Annotated in this window: 16 protein-coding genes and 1 tRNA gene; 15 read left to right on the top strand and 2 right to left on the bottom strand. The window is 58.6% G+C overall.

Annotated features, from left to right (window positions below; genetic code table 11):
• The first annotated feature begins 73 nt into the window (after positions 1 to 73).
• From H8S56_RS06185 to H8S56_RS06175, 3 genes are all read left to right on the top strand, one after another.
• Positions 74 to 628: an RNA polymerase sigma factor gene (locus tag H8S56_RS06185; RefSeq protein ID WP_024687106.1), complete on the top strand. Its 555-nt coding sequence runs from the start codon at positions 74 to 76 to the stop codon at positions 626 to 628.
• Between the two features lie 86 nt (positions 629 to 714).
• The gene (locus H8S56_RS06180; protein WP_187518135.1) at positions 715 to 3,048 is read left to right on the top strand and encodes a type III effector HrpK domain-containing protein; all 2,334 of its coding nucleotides are present in this window, start codon (positions 715 to 717) and stop codon (positions 3,046 to 3,048) included.
• Between the two features lie 73 nt (positions 3,049 to 3,121).
• Positions 3,122 to 4,516: a membrane-targeted effector domain-containing toxin gene (locus tag H8S56_RS06175; protein ID WP_187518134.1), complete on the top strand. Its 1,395-nt coding sequence runs from the start codon at positions 3,122 to 3,124 to the stop codon at positions 4,514 to 4,516.
• 205 nt (positions 4,517 to 4,721) lie between these two features.
• Here H8S56_RS06175 and H8S56_RS06170 read toward each other — a convergent pair.
• Positions 4,722 to 4,806: transfer RNA gene (locus tag H8S56_RS06170), tRNA-Leu, on the bottom strand.
• 117 nt (positions 4,807 to 4,923) lie between these two features.
• On the opposite strand from H8S56_RS06170, the gene queA reads away from it, so the two are divergent.
• The 6 genes from queA to H8S56_RS06140 all read left to right on the top strand — a co-directional run bounded on the left by queA (position 4,924) and on the right by H8S56_RS06140 (position 11,011).
• A complete protein-coding gene (gene queA / locus H8S56_RS06165; RefSeq protein WP_024687104.1) occupies positions 4,924 to 5,988 on the top strand; it encodes a tRNA preQ1(34) S-adenosylmethionine ribosyltransferase-isomerase QueA in 1,065 nt (354 codons plus the stop codon).
• 14 nt (positions 5,989 to 6,002) lie between these two features.
• Complete coding sequence (tgt, locus tag H8S56_RS06160; RefSeq protein ID WP_122697207.1) at positions 6,003 to 7,118, top strand: tRNA guanosine(34) transglycosylase Tgt; 1,116 nt, start codon at positions 6,003 to 6,005, stop codon at positions 7,116 to 7,118.
• Between the two features lie 55 nt (positions 7,119 to 7,173).
• On the top strand, positions 7,174 to 7,509 hold the full coding sequence (gene yajC / locus H8S56_RS06155; RefSeq protein ID WP_002552468.1) for a preprotein translocase subunit YajC: 336 nt from the start codon (positions 7,174 to 7,176) through the stop codon (positions 7,507 to 7,509).
• Between the two features lie 62 nt (positions 7,510 to 7,571).
• Positions 7,572 to 9,440: a protein translocase subunit SecD gene (secD, locus tag H8S56_RS06150; protein ID WP_024687102.1), complete on the top strand. Its 1,869-nt coding sequence runs from the start codon at positions 7,572 to 7,574 to the stop codon at positions 9,438 to 9,440.
• A gap of 9 nt (positions 9,441 to 9,449) precedes the next feature.
• Positions 9,450 to 10,361, top strand: coding sequence for a protein translocase subunit SecF (secF, locus tag H8S56_RS06145; RefSeq protein ID WP_004878723.1), 912 nt, complete (start codon positions 9,450 to 9,452; stop codon positions 10,359 to 10,361).
• Positions 10,362 to 10,471: 110 nt separating this feature from the next.
• A complete protein-coding gene (locus H8S56_RS06140; RefSeq protein ID WP_024687100.1) occupies positions 10,472 to 11,011 on the top strand; it encodes a glycine zipper 2TM domain-containing protein in 540 nt (179 codons plus the stop codon).
• 64 nt (positions 11,012 to 11,075) lie between these two features.
• Here the strand turns inward: H8S56_RS06140 and suhB are convergent, their stop codons facing one another.
• Complete coding sequence (gene suhB / locus H8S56_RS06135) at positions 11,076 to 11,891, bottom strand: type III secretion system regulator SuhB (protein WP_024687099.1); 816 nt, start codon at positions 11,889 to 11,891, stop codon at positions 11,076 to 11,078.
• Positions 11,892 to 12,106: 215 nt separating this feature from the next.
• On the opposite strand from suhB, the gene trmJ reads away from it, so the two are divergent.
• From trmJ to iscA, 6 genes are all read left to right on the top strand, one after another.
• Positions 12,107 to 12,874, top strand: a complete 768-nt coding sequence (gene trmJ, locus H8S56_RS06130; protein WP_187518133.1) for a tRNA (cytosine(32)/uridine(32)-2'-O)-methyltransferase TrmJ — start codon at positions 12,107 to 12,109, stop codon at positions 12,872 to 12,874.
• Complete coding sequence (cysE, locus tag H8S56_RS06125) at positions 12,874 to 13,662, top strand: serine O-acetyltransferase (protein WP_024695241.1); 789 nt, start codon at positions 12,874 to 12,876, stop codon at positions 13,660 to 13,662. The genes trmJ and cysE overlap by 1 nt, the downstream gene beginning before the upstream one ends.
• 158 nt (positions 13,663 to 13,820) lie before the next feature.
• Positions 13,821 to 14,312 carry a Fe-S cluster assembly transcriptional regulator IscR gene (gene iscR / locus H8S56_RS06120; protein ID WP_024687096.1) on the top strand — a complete coding sequence of 164 codons (492 nt, stop codon included), beginning with the start codon at positions 13,821 to 13,823 and terminating at the stop codon, positions 14,310 to 14,312.
• A 44-nt stretch (positions 14,313 to 14,356) separates the two neighbouring features.
• Positions 14,357 to 15,571: an IscS subfamily cysteine desulfurase gene (locus tag H8S56_RS06115; protein ID WP_024687095.1), complete on the top strand. Its 1,215-nt coding sequence runs from the start codon at positions 14,357 to 14,359 to the stop codon at positions 15,569 to 15,571.
• A gap of 86 nt (positions 15,572 to 15,657) precedes the next feature.
• Complete coding sequence (iscU, locus tag H8S56_RS06110; RefSeq protein WP_002552476.1) at positions 15,658 to 16,044, top strand: Fe-S cluster assembly scaffold IscU; 387 nt, start codon at positions 15,658 to 15,660, stop codon at positions 16,042 to 16,044.
• 37 nt (positions 16,045 to 16,081) lie between these two features.
• Positions 16,082 to 16,405 carry an iron-sulfur cluster assembly protein IscA gene (gene iscA / locus H8S56_RS06105; protein WP_002552477.1) on the top strand — a complete coding sequence of 108 codons (324 nt, stop codon included), beginning with the start codon at positions 16,082 to 16,084 and terminating at the stop codon, positions 16,403 to 16,405.

The following is a 16,405-nucleotide window of genomic DNA, read 5'->3' as shown; positions in this document are numbered from 1 at the left end:
GCTTACATCGTTTTTTGGAGTGGCATGCTTATCGCTATAGGGGTTGTACACCATCAAAAAAAGGTATGCCCCCATGTTTCAAAATCTTGTGATTCTCGATAAGACGCAACCTCGCCAGCCCGCCTCTTCGGCCGGCATTCGCCAGATGACCGATGATCAGATTCAGATGCTCAGGGCGTTTATCCAGAAACGCGTCATGAACCCCGACGACGTCGATGACATCCTGCAGTGCGTGTTTCTCGAAGCCCTGCGCAGCGAACACAAGTTTCAACATGCCAGCAAGCCACAAACCTGGTTGTGTGGCATTGCGCTGAACCTGATCCGCAATCACTTTCGCAAGATGTATCGTCAGCCGTATCAGGAAAGCTGGGAAGACGAGGTTCACTCCGAGCTGGATGGGCATGGCGATATCGGTCATCAAGTGGATGGGCATCGGCAACTGGCGCGTGTGATACAGGCCATCGGTTGTCTGCCTTCGAACATGCAGCGGGTGCTTGAGGTGTCGCTGGAAATGGACGGCAACTATCAGGACACCGCGTCTAGCCTGGGTGTGCCGATCGGCACCGTGCGCTCGCGGCTGTCACGGGCGCGGGTGCAACTTAAACAGCAGATAGACCCGTTCGCCTGAAAGGCGGTGATCTGGAGGGGATCTGGAACCAACTCGCACCGCCAGCCACACAGTGAGCATCCCTCACTCCCGGATGGCGACTCAGCATGCGTATTTCCAGTTCTCCCTTCAGCGGTATCGTGTCTCAACCACCTCCCGGCGAACTGGCGAGCGAGTCGCCACTTGCCAATGCGCTGCTCAAACCTGGCGGTAGCGCCTCAGGCGCGCAATGCGGTGTGCAATTTGGTCAGCCCGCGCAGAATTCACCCGTTGCGCTCAAAGGCACCGAGCAAACGGCATCGTCATTGCTGGCCTTGTTGTTCCAGGGTGCTGGCAGGGCGTCCGCCCCCGTCAGTCCTGAACCTCCACCCCCTTGCGCGACCGATCCTGCTCAGATCGATCCCGCTCAAGTCGAGCCCGCTGCCCCGGCAGCGCCAACCGACAGCGTCACGTCCAGCGATGCGGCCGATCCGGCCAATGCGCCAAAGGCGGCTGATGCTGCGTTTCTCGACAACTCCGAATATTCCTCTCCTGAAGAGCTGAAGCGCTGGGAACCGCTGGTGGCCAATCTGCCACCTGAGCAGCGTTTGCAGGCGCAGCAGGAACTCAACCGGCCCATCGCGGCCGCGCGAATGGCCGCAGGCAAGGGGCCTGATGCCGAGAAGGCCATGGAATTCATCAACGCCAACCCGGCTCTCAAGACCGCCGTGGATGTGGGCAAAAGTGGCGGCAACGCAGACGGCAAGATCACCAACAAGGACCTCAAGGCCTTCGCCAAGAATATGGAGAAGGCCGCTGACAAGGCGGACAAGGACTTTGCCAAGTATGTGGAAGACAACCCCAACGCCGATCCGCAATCCCTGGAGATGGTGCGCAACGCCTCGTTGATGCAGGCCAACCTGCCGCTGGTGCGCGCCGCCGATCCTCATAATGCCGTGGGTGCAGCCGACAAGAGCAAGGTCGATGGCAACATCAGCGCCGACGATCTCAATGGCCTGACCGCCGGCAATCCGGGCCTGTCTGGCGTACTCAAGCAATCCTGCAACACCTGGGCGCAGCCCGGCTTCCTCGGCCAGCTCGACGAGGCAGGCATGACAGGCCGTGCCAAGGCCGCCCACAGCCCCGACCAATTGTTCAACTCGAAGAACCTGAGCGAGTGGATCAAAAAGGCCGCCCCCACCAACGGCGGCCAGTTCGCCAGCATGCTCAGTGATGCGGCCACCGTGAATGCGGTATCGGGCATCGACATCAGCAAGCTCGATTCAAAGGTTTTCGACCAGCCCAAATCGTACAGTGGTGCGCAGAAAGCGGCCGTCATGATCAAGCTGCAGCAGACTCAGCAAAGCGTGATTGCGGGGCGTCAACTGCGCAATACCGAGAAAACCGAAGCAGGGCTGAACGAGAGGATCGCCCAGCTACAGTCCGACCCCGATGTGCAGGCGTACCTCAATAAAGCTGTTCCTGAGCAGGAGCGCAGCCTGGTGCGCAGCGATGCCGCGTTGCAGAAAGCCGTCATCCAGCAGGCGCAGAACGTCAACAGCGGCCAGGCGTTGCAAACCGACATGGCGACGGCCGACAAGGCCGTCAACAAACGCAACCCGAATGCCGATTACAGCACCGCCATTGACGGCATGTCGGCCCAGTTGCAGTTGCAGCAAGACCTGTTTCCCGATGCGAAGGTGCCGACCTCTCAGGAGGTGCTGGGCAATCGTCCGGATCTGAACGCCACGATCCAGAACTCGTACGTCGAAAATTTTGCAAACGGTGGTGCGCTCAAACAGCTTCTGGGGCAGAAAAAAGTCGATGGCGAGCAAGCCATGCAAACGCTGGCTGGCCAGAAAGCGGCCTACGACAGCGTGCTTCCCAGCGAGCTCACGGACAGCGTGAATGAGAGTTACGCCAACTCCACGGTCAGCGAACTGCAGAACAGCAAGAAAGGTCGCAAGCTGCTTGAAGGCAAGACCGATGAAAGCCAGGGGCCGTCGGTCGCGGCCGAGCTTCTTGCGGGCGGCGGACCGAAGATCCTCCGCTCAGTGATGGGCTTCGCTTCTGTGAAGGACATGCTGGCCAACGGCGACAAGCTCGGTGCCTCGCAAGTGATCTACGACAGCACCAAGTACGGCGCACAGGCGATCAAAGGCGGGATCGATGCGGGCGCCAAAATGCTGGGCCGTGAAGCTTCGGTCGGGCTTGGCCGCATGGCCGGGCAACTGGCCGGCCGCGCCGTTGCCATGGTCGCAGGTGAAGCCGCAGGCATGGCAGCAGGCATGGCGGTGGGGGCTTCTATCCCGGTCATCGGTTGGGCCATCGATGGCGCCATGGCGCTGGGCTTCGGGATTTCCATGATCGTCGACGCCGTCAAGAAGCACAAAGCGCAAAAAGCCTTCGACCATAACGTCGATCCCGTGCTGAACCAGTTCGGGATTCCAAAGGCGCATTGATCGTCTGAAAGACCAGAGGCCTGGCCGATTGAGGCCGGCCTCTGAATGATGGTTCACACCTGGAGATTCAACCATGAGACCCGTTGGCGGCCCGTCTTCCAGCTATTACCCACCCGTGTCCGAGGCTGAGGGACCTGTAACGCAAAAAGCTGAAAATCCATCCCGCTCCTCTCATTCCAGCGCATCTCAAGCACCCACTGCCTTGGCAGAAGCGCCGTCGTTAGGGAATATCACCCACTATCGCGCCAGACGTTTCTCTGAGGAGGATGCAGAAAAAGTCAGAGCCATGCTCGAAAAAATGGCACCTTCAAACAGTGAGGGCACTGCGAAACATGCCGGGAAAATCAGGTCTGATGCAGCGAGCAGCAGTCATGTGCATCGCAGTCAGATTGTGGCTTCAACCTCACGCGCGACCTCAGCGCATTCAGCCGTGGACTTCAAGGCCAACGATCTCGCCGAACTGGCCCGTTGGTGCGAGAGCCAGCACCCGTTCAGCCTCGACCCCGCAAAAACCGCTGGCAGGGATAACAAGCTGCCTGCCAATCTGGTCGCCGAGCTGCTGGGAAATGGCAAGGCCGCTATCAAAAAAGGCCTTGATGCCAAAGGTATAAAGCTGGAAGACGTTGTTATAGCTGAGAGCCGAAAGCATCTGCACATCAACCTGAATCTTCAGGAAATGGACTACTGTCTGGGGCGCAATAAAGGCCTGTGGATGCCCGATGATCAGAGCAAGAAGCTGATCGACAGGGCGAACCTTTATTTCGATGATTTCAACGCTCAGAACATACCCGCACTGGCGCCGATCACGAACCTGAAAAGCAAGGATAGCCTTGGGGTGATGCGTGAGTTATTGCGTGATGGACCGGGGCTGATTATTGGTGAAGGGCACGGCGCAATATCAAGCAAGCGCGAACTGATAAAGAACTTCAAAAGCCTGAAAGCCGACGGTGTCAACACGCTCTACATGGAGCATCTGTGCACTGAGTCCCACGGCAAAGCCCTCAATGAATACTTGAACTCCCCGAAAGGCAGTCAGATGCCCGCCCGGCTGAAGGTCTATCTGGATATGCAGACCGCTGGCAATCGAAGCCCGGATCAGGCCGCTCCGAAGTACGGCTTTAAAAAGCTTTTGGAGGCGGCCAAAGAAGCCGGGATGCACGTCGTCCCTCTGGACACGACCAAGACCTACGCGACCTCGGGCCAGGCTGACTTCAAGCGCATCAAAGCAATGAACTACTATGCAGCGCAGACAATAAGCCTGAGCAAGCCAGAGGGAAAATGGATCGCTTTTGTCGGTTCGACTCACGCCACGACATTTGAAGGCGTCCCAGGCCTTTCGCAGCTGTGCGGGGTCAGAAGTCTGGTGATCGATGATGGTGGCCCAAAGTCGCGTCCAACCATCGATATAAATGTCAAAGGCTACGCAGGCAAGCTCGATCCAGACGTGAGGCTTGGGTACAAGGTCTGAGGCGCTGACCGAGAGCAGGTCCGGTCATCGATCTGGAGTGAGGGGCGTCGAGGCTATCGTTGTGGTGGGGGTGTTAACGGGCAAGTCCGGCCAGGCCCCGGCTGTCGCCGCCTCCTCCAGTGCTGTGTTGTCTCTCAACAGAAACACAGAACCAAAAAATGCAGACGAAAAAAAAGACCTTGAATTTCAAGGTCTTTTTTAATGTTGGTGCCCCGAGGGAGAATCGAACTCCCACTTCTTTCGAAAACGGATTTTGAATCCGCCGCGTCTACCAATTCCGCCATCAGGGCTCAATGGCGGCGAAGTATAGGGATGAGTTTTCCGTTGGTCAACAGGGATTTGCGCGGGTTTTTTACTAATTCCGCCAAACCGGATAAACTTCCCGGCCCTGCTAAACGAACCCCATCATGCGCGTCGCTGACTTTACCTTCGAACTCCCGGATTCCCTGATTGCTCGTCACCCGCTGGCCGAGCGTCGCAGTAGTCGTCTGTTGACCCTTGACGGGGTGAGCGGCGCACTGGCACATCGTCAATTCACTGATTTGCTCGAGCATTTGCGCCCGGGCGACTTGATGGTGTTCAACAATACCCGCGTCATTCCTGCGCGCCTGTTCGGGCAGAAAGCCTCTGGCGGCAAGCTGGAGATTCTGGTCGAGCGCGTGCTGGACAGCCATCGTGTGCTGGCGCATGTGCGCTCCAGCAAGTCGCCCAAGCCGGGTTCGTCGATCCTGATCGACGGCGGCGGGGAGGCCGAGATGGTGGCGCGGCATGACGCGTTGTTCGAGCTGCGTTTTGCCGAAGAGGTGTTGCCGTTGCTCGACCGGGTCGGGCACATGCCGTTGCCTCCTTATATAGACCGACCGGACGAAGGCGCGGACCGCGAGCGTTATCAGACCGTCTACGCCCAGCGCGCCGGGGCTGTAGCGGCACCGACGGCGGGTCTTCATTTCGATCAGCCGCTCATGGAGGCGATTGCTGCCAAGGGCGTCGAGACGACCTTTGTCACGCTTCACGTCGGGGCGGGTACGTTTCAGCCGGTGCGTGTCGAGCAGATCGAAGATCACCACATGCACACGGAATGGCTGGAAGTCGGCCAGGACGTGGTCGATGCCGTGGCTGCTTGCCGCGCACGGGGCGGGCGGGTGATCGCGGTCGGGACTACCAGCGTGCGTTCGCTGGAAAGTGCGGCGCGTGATGGTGTGCTGAAGCCGTTCAGTGGCGACACCGATATCTTCATCTATCCAGGTCGGCCGTTTCATGTGGTCGATGCGCTGGTGACCAATTTCCATTTGCCCGAATCCACGCTGTTGATGCTGGTTTCGGCGTTCGCCGGTTATCCCGAGACCATGGCGGCCTACGCCGCGGCCATCGAGCATGGGTACCGCTTCTTCAGTTACGGTGATGCGATGTTCATCACCCGCAATCCCGCGCCGACGGCCCCACAGGAATCGGTACCAGAGGATCACGCATGAGTCGCACCTGTCGTATGTCGTTCGAGTTATTGGCCACTGACGGCAAGGCCCGTCGCGGTCGCCTGACCTTTCCGCGTGGCGTGGTCGAGACCCCGGCGTTCATGCCGGTGGGCACCTATGGCACGGTCAAGGGCATGCTGCCACGCGACATCGAGGCCACCGGGGCGCAGATCATTCTGGGCAACACCTTTCACCTGTGGCTGCGTCCGGGTACCGAGGTCATCAAGGGCCACGGCGACCTGCACGACTTCATGCAGTGGCAGGGTCCGATTCTGACCGACTCCGGCGGTTTCCAGGTGTTCAGCCTGGGCGCAATGCGCAAGATCAAGGAGGAGGGCGTGACCTTCGCCTCGCCAGTCGATGGCGCCAAGGTGTTCATGGGGCCGGAAGAGTCCATGCAGGTTCAGCGCGATCTGGGCTCGGACATCGTGATGATCTTCGACGAGTGCACGCCATACCCGGCCGATGAAGACGTGGCGCGTATCTCCATGGAGCTGTCGCTGCGCTGGGCCAAGCGTTCCAAGATCGCGCATGGCGAGAATACTGCTGCGCTGTTCGGCATCGTTCAGGGCGGCATGCACGAGAACCTGCGCATGCGCTCGCTCGAAGGCCTGGATCAGATCGGTTTCGACGGCCTGGCCATCGGCGGTCTGTCGGTAGGCGAGCCCAAGCACGAGATGATCAAGGTGCTGGACTACCTGCCGGGCCAAATGCCAGCAGACAAACCTCGTTACTTGATGGGGGTAGGCAAGCCGGAAGATCTGGTCGAAGGTGTGCGCCGCGGTATCGATATGTTCGACTGCGTCATGCCGACCCGCAATGCCCGCAACGGTCATTTGTTCATTGATACCGGTGTGCTGAAAATTCGTAACGCGTTTCACCGGCATGACAATTCGCCGCTGGATCCGACCTGCGACTGCTACACCTGCAAGAACTTCTCGCGCGCTTATCTGCATCACCTGGACAAGTGCAACGAAATGCTGGGGAGTATGCTCAATACAATCCACAATTTGCGGCACTACCAGCTGCTTATGGCTGGTTTGCGCGAGGCTATTCAACAGGGTACATTGGCCGCCTTCGTCGATGCCTTCTATGCCAAACGCGGCCTTCCTACGCCGCCTCTGGGTTGAAACAGAACGAGTTTTTCCCGCTTTTCTATACTAATTATGTAACTTGGAGCGACACATGAGCTTTTTCATCTCTCCCGCTTTCGCGGATGCTGCTGCACCGGCTGCCGGTCCTGCGGGCAGCGGTTTCGAGTGGATCTTCCTGGTTGGCTTTCTGGTCATCTTCTATCTGATGATCTGGCGTCCACAGGCCAAGCGCGCCAAAGAGCAGAAAAACCTGCTGGGCAACCTGCAGAAGGGCGACGAAGTGGTAACCAGCGGTGGTATCGCCGGCAAGATCAACAAAGTGACCGACGATTTCGTCGTGATTGAAGTGTCCGACACCGTTGAGCTGAAAATCCAGAAGGGCGCTATCGCAGCCACTCTGCCAAAAGGCACCCTGAAAGCGATCTGAGTACCAACTTTTACCCATCGACGGGGCGCGCAAGGCGCCCCGCGTTTTAAGCGGGCGGCGTGATGCTGAACAAATACCCTCTGTGGAAATACGTACTGATCCTGGCGGTGCTGGTGATCGGTTTTATTTATTCCGCACCCAATCTCTACCCTGACGATTCGGCCATCCAGATCAGTGGCGCAAGTACCGCGCTGCAAGTCACTCAGGCAGATGTGGATCGTGCAGCCAAGGCGCTGACCGATGCCGGCATTGCGGTCAAGGCTTCTTCTCTGGCTGAGAATGGCAAAGGCGGTTTGTTGCGTCTGAGCAAGCAGGAAGACCAGTTGCCGGCCAAGGATGTCGTGCGCAAGGCGCTGGGTGATGACTACGTCGTCGCGCTGAACCTGGCTCGTACCACGCCGAACTGGCTGCGCAACGTTGGCGCAACTCCGATGAAGCTCGGCCTCGACCTGTCCGGTGGTGTGCACTTCCTGCTGGAAGTCGACATGGACAAGGCAATCGATGCCCGTCTTAAAGTCTACGAAGGTGAAGTCAAGACGCTGCTGCGCAAGGAAAAGGTGCGTTATCGCAGCCTGCCGCAGTTGGGTAACGTGATTCAACTGGGCTTTACCGACGATGCAGAGCGCGAGCAGGCTCGTGCACTGGTGCGCAAGACCTTTACCGATTTCGAAATCACGCCTGCGGAGCTGAACGGGATTCCCGTGCTGCGTCTGGCGCTGACGCCGGTCAAGCTGGCCGAGATTCGCGAATACTCCATCAAGCAGAACCTGACCACGGTGCGCAACCGGGTTAACGAGCTGGGTGTTGCCGAGCCGCTGGTACAGCGCCAGGGTGCCAACCGCATCGTGGTTGAACTGCCAGGCGTGCAGGACACTGCCGAAGCCAAGCGTATTCTGGGCAAGACTGCCAACCTTGAATTCCGTCTGGGCGCAGGCCCCGATGATTCGAAAGGCACCACCGAGATGTTCGAATTCCGCGAAGGCGGACGTCCGGCAGCTGCGGTGGAGCGTGGCCTGATCATCACCGGTGACCAGGTGACCGACGCCAAGGCCAGCTTCGACGAGCATGGCCGTCCACAGGTGAACATCAACCTTGATGGTCATGGTGGCGAGTTGATGAGCCGCGCAACCCGCAGCAACGTGGGTCGCAGCATGGCGGTGATCTTCATCGAGCAGCGTCCGACCACCACTTATACCAAGCAGATGGTCAATGGCGTCGAGAAAGACGTGCCGGTCCAGACCTTCAAGGAAGAAAAGAAGATCATCAGCCTGGCGACCATTCAGTCGCCACTGGGCAGCCAGTTCCGTATCACGGGCCTGAACGGTCAGGGCGAATCGTCCGAGCTGGCGCTGCTGTTGCGTGCCGGTGGTCTGGCCGCGCCGATGTACTTCGCTGAAGAGCGCACCATCGGTCCGAGCCTGGGTGCTGACAACATCACCAAAGGTATCGACGCTTCCCTGTGGGGCATGCTGTTCGTGTCGCTGTTCATCATGGCCATCTACCGCTTCTTCGGTGTGATTGCCACGGTGGCGCTGGCCTTGAACATGGTCATGCTGCTGGCATTGATGTCGCTGCTGGGTGCCACACTGACCCTGCCGGGCATCGCCGGTATCGTTTTGACCATGGGTATGGCGGTGGACGCCAACGTACTGATCTTCTCGCGGATACGTGAAGAGATCGCCAACGGCATGACGGTGCAGCGCGCAATCAGCGAAGGTTTCGATCGTGCCTACACGGCGATCCTCGACGCCAACCTGACGACGCTGCTGGTCGGCGGCATTCTCTTTGCGATGGGCACAGGCCCTGTCAAAGGGTTTGCGGTGACCATGTCGCTCGGGATCTTTACCTCGATGTTCACAGCCATCATGGTGACCCGCGCAATGGTCAACCTGATCTATGGCGGTCGTGACTTCAAGAAGTTGTGGATTTAAGGGGCTGCCATGAAACGTACCATCAACTTCATGGGCGTTCGCAACGTTGCGTTCGCCATTACCATGCTTCTTACCGCACTGGCGTTGTTTAGCTGGTTCCATAAAGGGCTTAACTTTGGTCTGGACTTCACTGGCGGTACGCTCATCGAGCTGACCTACGAGCGTCCGGCCGATCTGGGCAAGGTCCGTCAGGAACTGGTTCAGGCGGGCTATCACGAAGCCGTTGTACAGAGCTTCGGCGCGACCACGGACCTGTTGGTGCGCATGCCGGGTGAAGACCCGCAACTGGGTACCCAGGTTGCAGAAGCGCTTCGCAAGTCGGGTGCTGACAACCCTGCTGTGGTCAAACGCGTTGAATTCGTCGGTCCGCAGGTCGGTGAAGAGCTGCGCGACCAGGGCGGTATCGGCATGCTGCTGGCGCTCGGCGGCGTACTGATCTACCTGGCGTTTCGCTTCCAGTGGAAGTTCGCGGTCGGTGCTATCGTCTCGCTGATCCACGACGTGGTGGTGACGATGGGCATCCTCTCGTTCTTCCAGATCACCTTCGACCTGACGGTGTTGGCAGCGGTGCTGGCGATCATCGGTTACTCGTTGAACGATACCATCGTCGTGTTCGACCGGGTTCGCGAGAACTTCCGTCTGCTGCGTAAGGCGTCGTTGATTGAAAACATCAACATCTCCACCACGCAAACGCTGCTGCGCACCATGGCTACATCGATTTCCACGCTGCTGGCAATCGTCGCGTTGTGGGTGTTTGGTGGCGACAGCCTGGAAGGTTTCTCCATCGCGTTGTTCATCGGTGTACTGGCGGGTACCTACTCGTCGATCTACATCGCCAACGTGGTGCTGATCTGGCTGAACCTGACCACCGAGGATCTGATTCCTCCGGTCGTGGTCGAGAAGGCAGACGATCTGCCTTAATAGCCAGCTGTCATTAAAAAGGCGCGAGTGATGAACTCGCGCCTTTTTTTATGCTCCAAGGCTAGGCATTGCGCAGTAATGCTGCGTTTCGATTGGGTCAGGAGGTTCAAGTGAACAAGTCTATGCTTGTTGGTGCTGTATTAGGTGCTGCTGTTGTGACTGCAGGCGGTGCCGTTGCCACCTATAGCCTGGTCAAGGGTGGTCCTGAGTACGCAGATGTATTGGCTGTCGAGCCGATCAATCAGCAGATCAAAACCCCCCGTGAAGTTTGCAAGGACGTAACCGTTACCCATCAGGCGCCGGTCAAGGACCAGCACCAGATCGTGGGCAGCGTCATCGGCGCTGTTGCGGGCGGTTTGCTGGGCAATCAGGTCGGTGGTGGCAATGGCAAGAAGCTCGCGACGGTCGCGGGTGCGGTCGGCGGCGGTTATGCTGGTAACAAGGTCCAGGAAGGCATGCAGGAGCGTGACACTTACACCACGACGCAGAACCGTTGCACGACAGTCAACGACGTGAGCCAGAAGGTTGTAGGTTACAACGTGAAGTACAAGTTGAACGAGAAAGTGGGTCAGGTCCGTATGGAGCGTGATCCAGGCAATCAGATTCCTGTCGACAAGAATGGTCAGTTGATTTTGGGTCAGGCCCAGTAAGTCAGCCGGGTTTTCTGCAAGGCATAAAAAAACCGGCTCTCGCCGGTTTTTTTACGTCTGGTGCTTAGCGCTTCAGTGAAGGCGGCAGGTGCGGGGCGATTGCCGTCAGCACAGCCTTGAAGCACTTGGTGTTGCCGGCAACGATGTGGCCTTTCTCCAGGAAGTCGTGACCGCCTGTGAAGTCGCTGACCAGTCCGCCTGCTTCCTGAATCAGCAGAGCGCCGGCAGCCATGTCCCACTCGGACAGGCCCGATTCCCAGAACGCGTCGAAGCGACCGGCCGCTACATACGCGAGGTCCAGGCTGGCAGCGCCTGCGCGGCGAATGCCTGCAGTCTGGCCGACCAGGCTGCGGAACATGCCCAGGTAGTTTTCGATGTTGTCCATCTGGTTGTCGCGGAAAGGAAAGCCGGTGCCCAGCAGAGCGCCTTCGAGGCTCTTGCGCTGGCTGACACGCAGACGACGACCGTTCAGTGCAGCACCGCGACCACGACTGGCAGTGAATTCTTCCTGGCGGACCGGATCCAGAATAACAGCGTGTTCAAGGCGACCGCGGTATTTGCAGGCGATGCTGACTGCGAAGTGCGGGATGCCACGAACGAAGTTGGTGGTGCCGTCCAGTGGGTCGATGATCCACAGGTAATCGGTGCCTTCGCCGCTGCCTTCATGCATGCCGCTTTCTTCGCCCAGGATGCCGTGGGTCGGGTACGCCTTGCGCAGAGCGGTGATGATGCTCTGTTCGGCGGCACGGTCGATCTCTGTGACGTAGTCTTTGGCTTCTTTTTCGTCGACCTTGATGGTATCCAAGCGCTCGATGGAGCGGAAAATCAATTCGCTGGCGCTGCGGGCGGCGCGCAGCGCGATATTCAGCATGGGCTGCATGGACAATTCACCTAAGGTTGTTAAAGAGAGCCGGCCATTCTATGGGGTGCGTCGAATTATTTCCAGCCTTGCGTTGTAACGGATGTCGGGTTTCAGGGCATTTTTCGTCGCGCCCGGGTGCGGCCAAAGGTCGCCAGGCCTGAACAGGTTCATAGCGTTAATCGGGGTGTTTCTGTAAGATTTGCCCCCCTAATTCGCGTCAGTGAGCGTTCGCCTTGTTGCAGAACATTCGTGTTGTCCTGGTCGGCACTACCCATCCCGGAAATATCGGCGGGGCTGCTCGCGCCATGAAAAACATGGGGCTTTCGCGCCTGGTACTGGTCGATCCGCGGATCTTTCCGTCGCCCGATGCCGATGCGCGTGCGTCCGGCGCCACCGATATTCTGGAAGGTGCCCAGGTCGTCGCCACCCTTGAAGAGGCGCTGGTGGGTTGTCGTCTGGTGCTGGGTACCAGTGCGCGTGATCGCAGTCTGCCGTGGCCGATGCTGGACCCGCGCGCCTCGGGCGTGAAGGTTGTCGAGCAGGCCGGGCAGGGCGCCGAGGTTGCGCTGGTGTTCGGTCGCGAGCACGCGGGCCTGACCAACGAAGAGCTGCAGCGTTGTCATTTCCATGTGCACATCCCGTCCAACCCCGATTTCAGCTCGCTGAATCTGGCTGCCGCCGTGCAGGTGCTCAGCTATGAAGTGCGCATGTCCTGGCTTGCTGCCAGTGAGCAGCCGGCTCAGGACGAGGCGTCAAAAGCTGCGCACAGCGCCGAGCTTGCGACCATGGACGAAATGGAAGGCTTTTACGGTCATCTGGAAGCAACGCTGGTGGCTATCGGTTTCCTTGATCCCGAAAAGCCCCGGCACTTGATGGCGCGGTTGCGCAGACTGTTCGGTCGCAGTGAAGTCGAGCATTCCGAGCTCAGCATCCTGCGCGGGATTCTTACCGAGACCCAGAAAGCCGCGCGCGGTGAACCCTACAAGCGGAAGGATCAGTGATGTTCGAGCGTCTGCGAGAAGATATTCAAAGTGTGTTTCACCGTGATCCTGCTGCGCGCAACGCATTCGACGTCCTGACCTGCTATCCGGGCATGCACGCCATCTGGCTGCACCGTTTTGCGCACATCCTGTGGGGCAAGGGCTGGAAGTGGCTGGCGCGCGTGGTGTCCAATTTCGGTCGCTGGATGACCGGGATCGAGATTCATCCGGGGGCCCGGATCGGTCGCCGCTTCTTCATTGATCACGGCATGGGCATTGTGATCGGTGAAACCGCCGAGATCGGCAATGACGTGACGCTCTATCAGGGCGTGACCCTGGGCGGCACCAGTTGGAATGCCGGAAAGCGCCACCCGACGCTGGAAGACGGTGTGGTGGTCGGAGCTGGTGCAAAGGTGCTGGGCCCGTTCACCGTGGGGGCCGGGGCCAAGATCGGCTCCAATGCCGTTGTCACCAAGGCAGTGCCTGCCGGTGCCACGGCGGTCGGTATTCCGGGGCGCATCATCGTCAAGTCTGACGACGAAACCGAAGCCAAGCGCAAGGCCATGGCTGAAAAGCTGGGTTTCGATGCCTACGGTGTCAGCGCCGACATGCCCGACCCGGTCGCGCGCGCTATTGGCCAGTTGCTCGACCATTTGCAGGCCGTTGATGGTCGTCTCGAAGGTATGTGCGGCGCGCTCAGTCGGCTGGGCAGCGACTATTGCGCCAAGGATCTGCCGGAGTTGCGCGACGAGGTCTTCGATTGCGTCAAGGACAAGCGCGAAGACAGGCTCGAGGACAAGGTTGACTAGTGTGGGCGGGGGTGACGGGCGTGCCATTGTGTCGCACTTTTGGTATGATGCAGCCCGCACTTTTTGCTAATCCCGAGTGTTTTACTCGGTCTAATAGTTGACTCATTTACTCGGGAATAGCATACTCGCGCTTATTCCGATCCTCTGCGGTACACGCCATGCGACTGACTACAAAAGGCCGATACGCTGTAACAGCCATGCTTGACCTGGCCTTGCACGCGCAGACCGGGCCAGTGTCTCTGGCCGATATCTCCGAGCGACAGGGCATTTCCCTGTCTTATCTCGAGCAACTGTTCGCCAAGCTACGCCGCGGCAACCTGGTTTCCAGTGTTCGCGGCCCGGGTGGTGGTTATCAGCTGTCTCGCGACATGAAAGGTATCCAGGTGGCGCAGGTCGTCGACGCGGTGAATGAATCGGTCGATGCCACACGCTGCCAGGGACTGGGTGATTGCCACGCTGGCGACACCTGTCTCACTCACCACTTGTGGTGCGACCTGAGCCAGCAGATTCACGAATTTCTAAGCGGTATCAGCTTGGCGGATCTTGTCACTCGCCGTGAGGTACAAGAAGTCGCTCAGCGCCAGGATATGCGCCGTAGCCACAGCAATACGTCGCAACTGGGTAAGATTGAAACGTCCGCCGTTGAATGAACGCAGATGAATGAGCGGTGCGCCTGCCTGATAGGAGAGCTTCAATGAAATTGCCGATTTACCTCGATTACTCCGCGACGACCCCGGTCGATCCGCGTGTCGCGCAGAAAATGATCGAATGCCTGACAGTCGAAGGAAACTTCGGCAACCCGGCATCGCGCTCCCATGTCTTTGGCTGGAAAGCTGAAGAGGCGGTCGAGAATGCCCGCCGTCAGGTCGCTGATCTGGTCAACGCCGATCCACGTGAAATTGTCTGGACCTCTGGTGCCACCGAGTCCAACAACCTTGCGATCAAGGGCGTTGCGCACTTCTACGCCAGCAAGGGCAAGCACATCATCACCTCCAAGGTCGAGCACAAGGCTGTCCTGGATACCACGCGCCAACTGGAGCGTGAAGGTTTTGAAGTGACTTATATCGAGCCGGGCGAAGACGGTCTGATCACGCCAGCCATGATCGAAGCGGCACTGCGTGACGACACCATCGTGGTGTCGATCATGCACGTGAACAACGAGATCGGCACCATCAACGACATTGCAGCGATCGGTGAGCTGACCCGCTCTCGCGGCGTGTTGTTCCACGTTGATGGCGCGCAATCGACCGGCAAGGTTGAGATCGACCTGGCCAGCCTCAAGGTTGATCTGATGTCGTTCTCTGCCCACAAGACCTACGGTCCGAAAGGTATCGGCGCGCTGTACGTCAGCCGTAAGCCGCGTGTGCGCCTCGAAGCCGCCATGCATGGCGGCGGTCACGAGCGTGGCATGCGTTCCGGCACGCTCGCGACCCACCAGATCGTGGGTATGGGTGAAGCGTTCCGTATCGCCAAAGAAGAAATGGCTGCTGAAAACGTACGCGTCAAAGCGCTCAGCGATCGTTTCTTCAAGCAGGTCGAGAACCTGGAAGAGCTTTATGTCAACGGCAGCATGACCGCCCGCGTACCGCACAACCTGAACCTGAGCTTCAACTACGTTGAAGGCGAGTCGCTGATCATGGCGCTCAAGGATCTGGCTGTGTCGTCCGGTTCGGCCTGCACCTCGGCGTCGCTCGAGCCTTCTTACGTGCTGCGCGCCCTGGGCCGCAACGACGAACTGGCACACAGCTCGATTCGCTTCACCTTCGGTCGCTTCACCACCGAAGAAGAAATCGATTATGCCGCGCAGAAAGTCTGCGAGGCCGTTACCAAGCTGCGTACGCTTTCGCCGCTGTGGGACATGTTCAAAGACGGCGTCGATATCTCCAAGATCGAGTGGGCGGCGCACTAATTTAAAGTCGCCTCCAAAACAGGTCGTGGTCAGCATCGGCTGGCACGACCTGAAGAGCGGCTCCCTGATGTGAGAGGAATAGAATCATGGCTTACAGCGAAAAGGTCATCGACCACTACGAGAATCCGCGCAACGTCGGCAAGATGAACGCGGAAGATCCTGATGTTGGCACCGGCATGGTCGGCGCTCCAGCGTGCGGCGACGTGATGCGTCTGCAGATCAAGGTCAACGAGCAGGGCGTTATCGAAGACGCCAAGTTCAAGACCTATGGCTGCGGTTCGGCAATCGCTTCCAGCTCTCTGGCAACCGAGTGGATGAAAGGCAAGACTCTGGATGAAGCAGAGACCATCAAGAACACTCAGCTGGCTGAAGAGCTGGCACTGCCACCGGTAAAGATTCACTGCTCCGTGCTCGCTGAAGACGCTATCAAAGCGGCCGTTCGCGATTACAAGCAGAAGAAAGGCCTGCTGTAATAAGCAGCTCTTTTTCAGAAACGCGTAAGGAGTTCCGATGGCTATCAGCATGACAGAAGCTGCCGCTAACCACGTACGACGTTCCCTCGAGGGGCGTGGCAAGGGTGATGGCGTTCGTCTGGGTGTTCGCACCACAGGTTGTTCAGGTCTTGCCTATGTGCTCGAGTTCGTCGATGAGGCGGCCGGCGAAGACACCGTGTTCGAAATGCACGGCGTGAAGGTGATTATCGACCCGAAAAGCCTGGTCTATCTCGATGGCACGGAGCTCGACTTCGTTCGGGAAGGATTGAACGAAGGCTTCAAGTTCAATAACCCCAATTCGCGCGGTGAGTGCGGCTGCGGCGAAAGCTTCAACGTCTGA

This window comes from Pseudomonas triticifolii (genome assembly GCF_014358015.1).
In the GTDB taxonomy this organism is placed as follows: Bacteria; Pseudomonadota; Gammaproteobacteria; order Pseudomonadales; family Pseudomonadaceae; genus Aquipseudomonas; species Aquipseudomonas triticifolii.
This window is presented reverse-complemented; position numbering and strand designations above follow the sequence as displayed.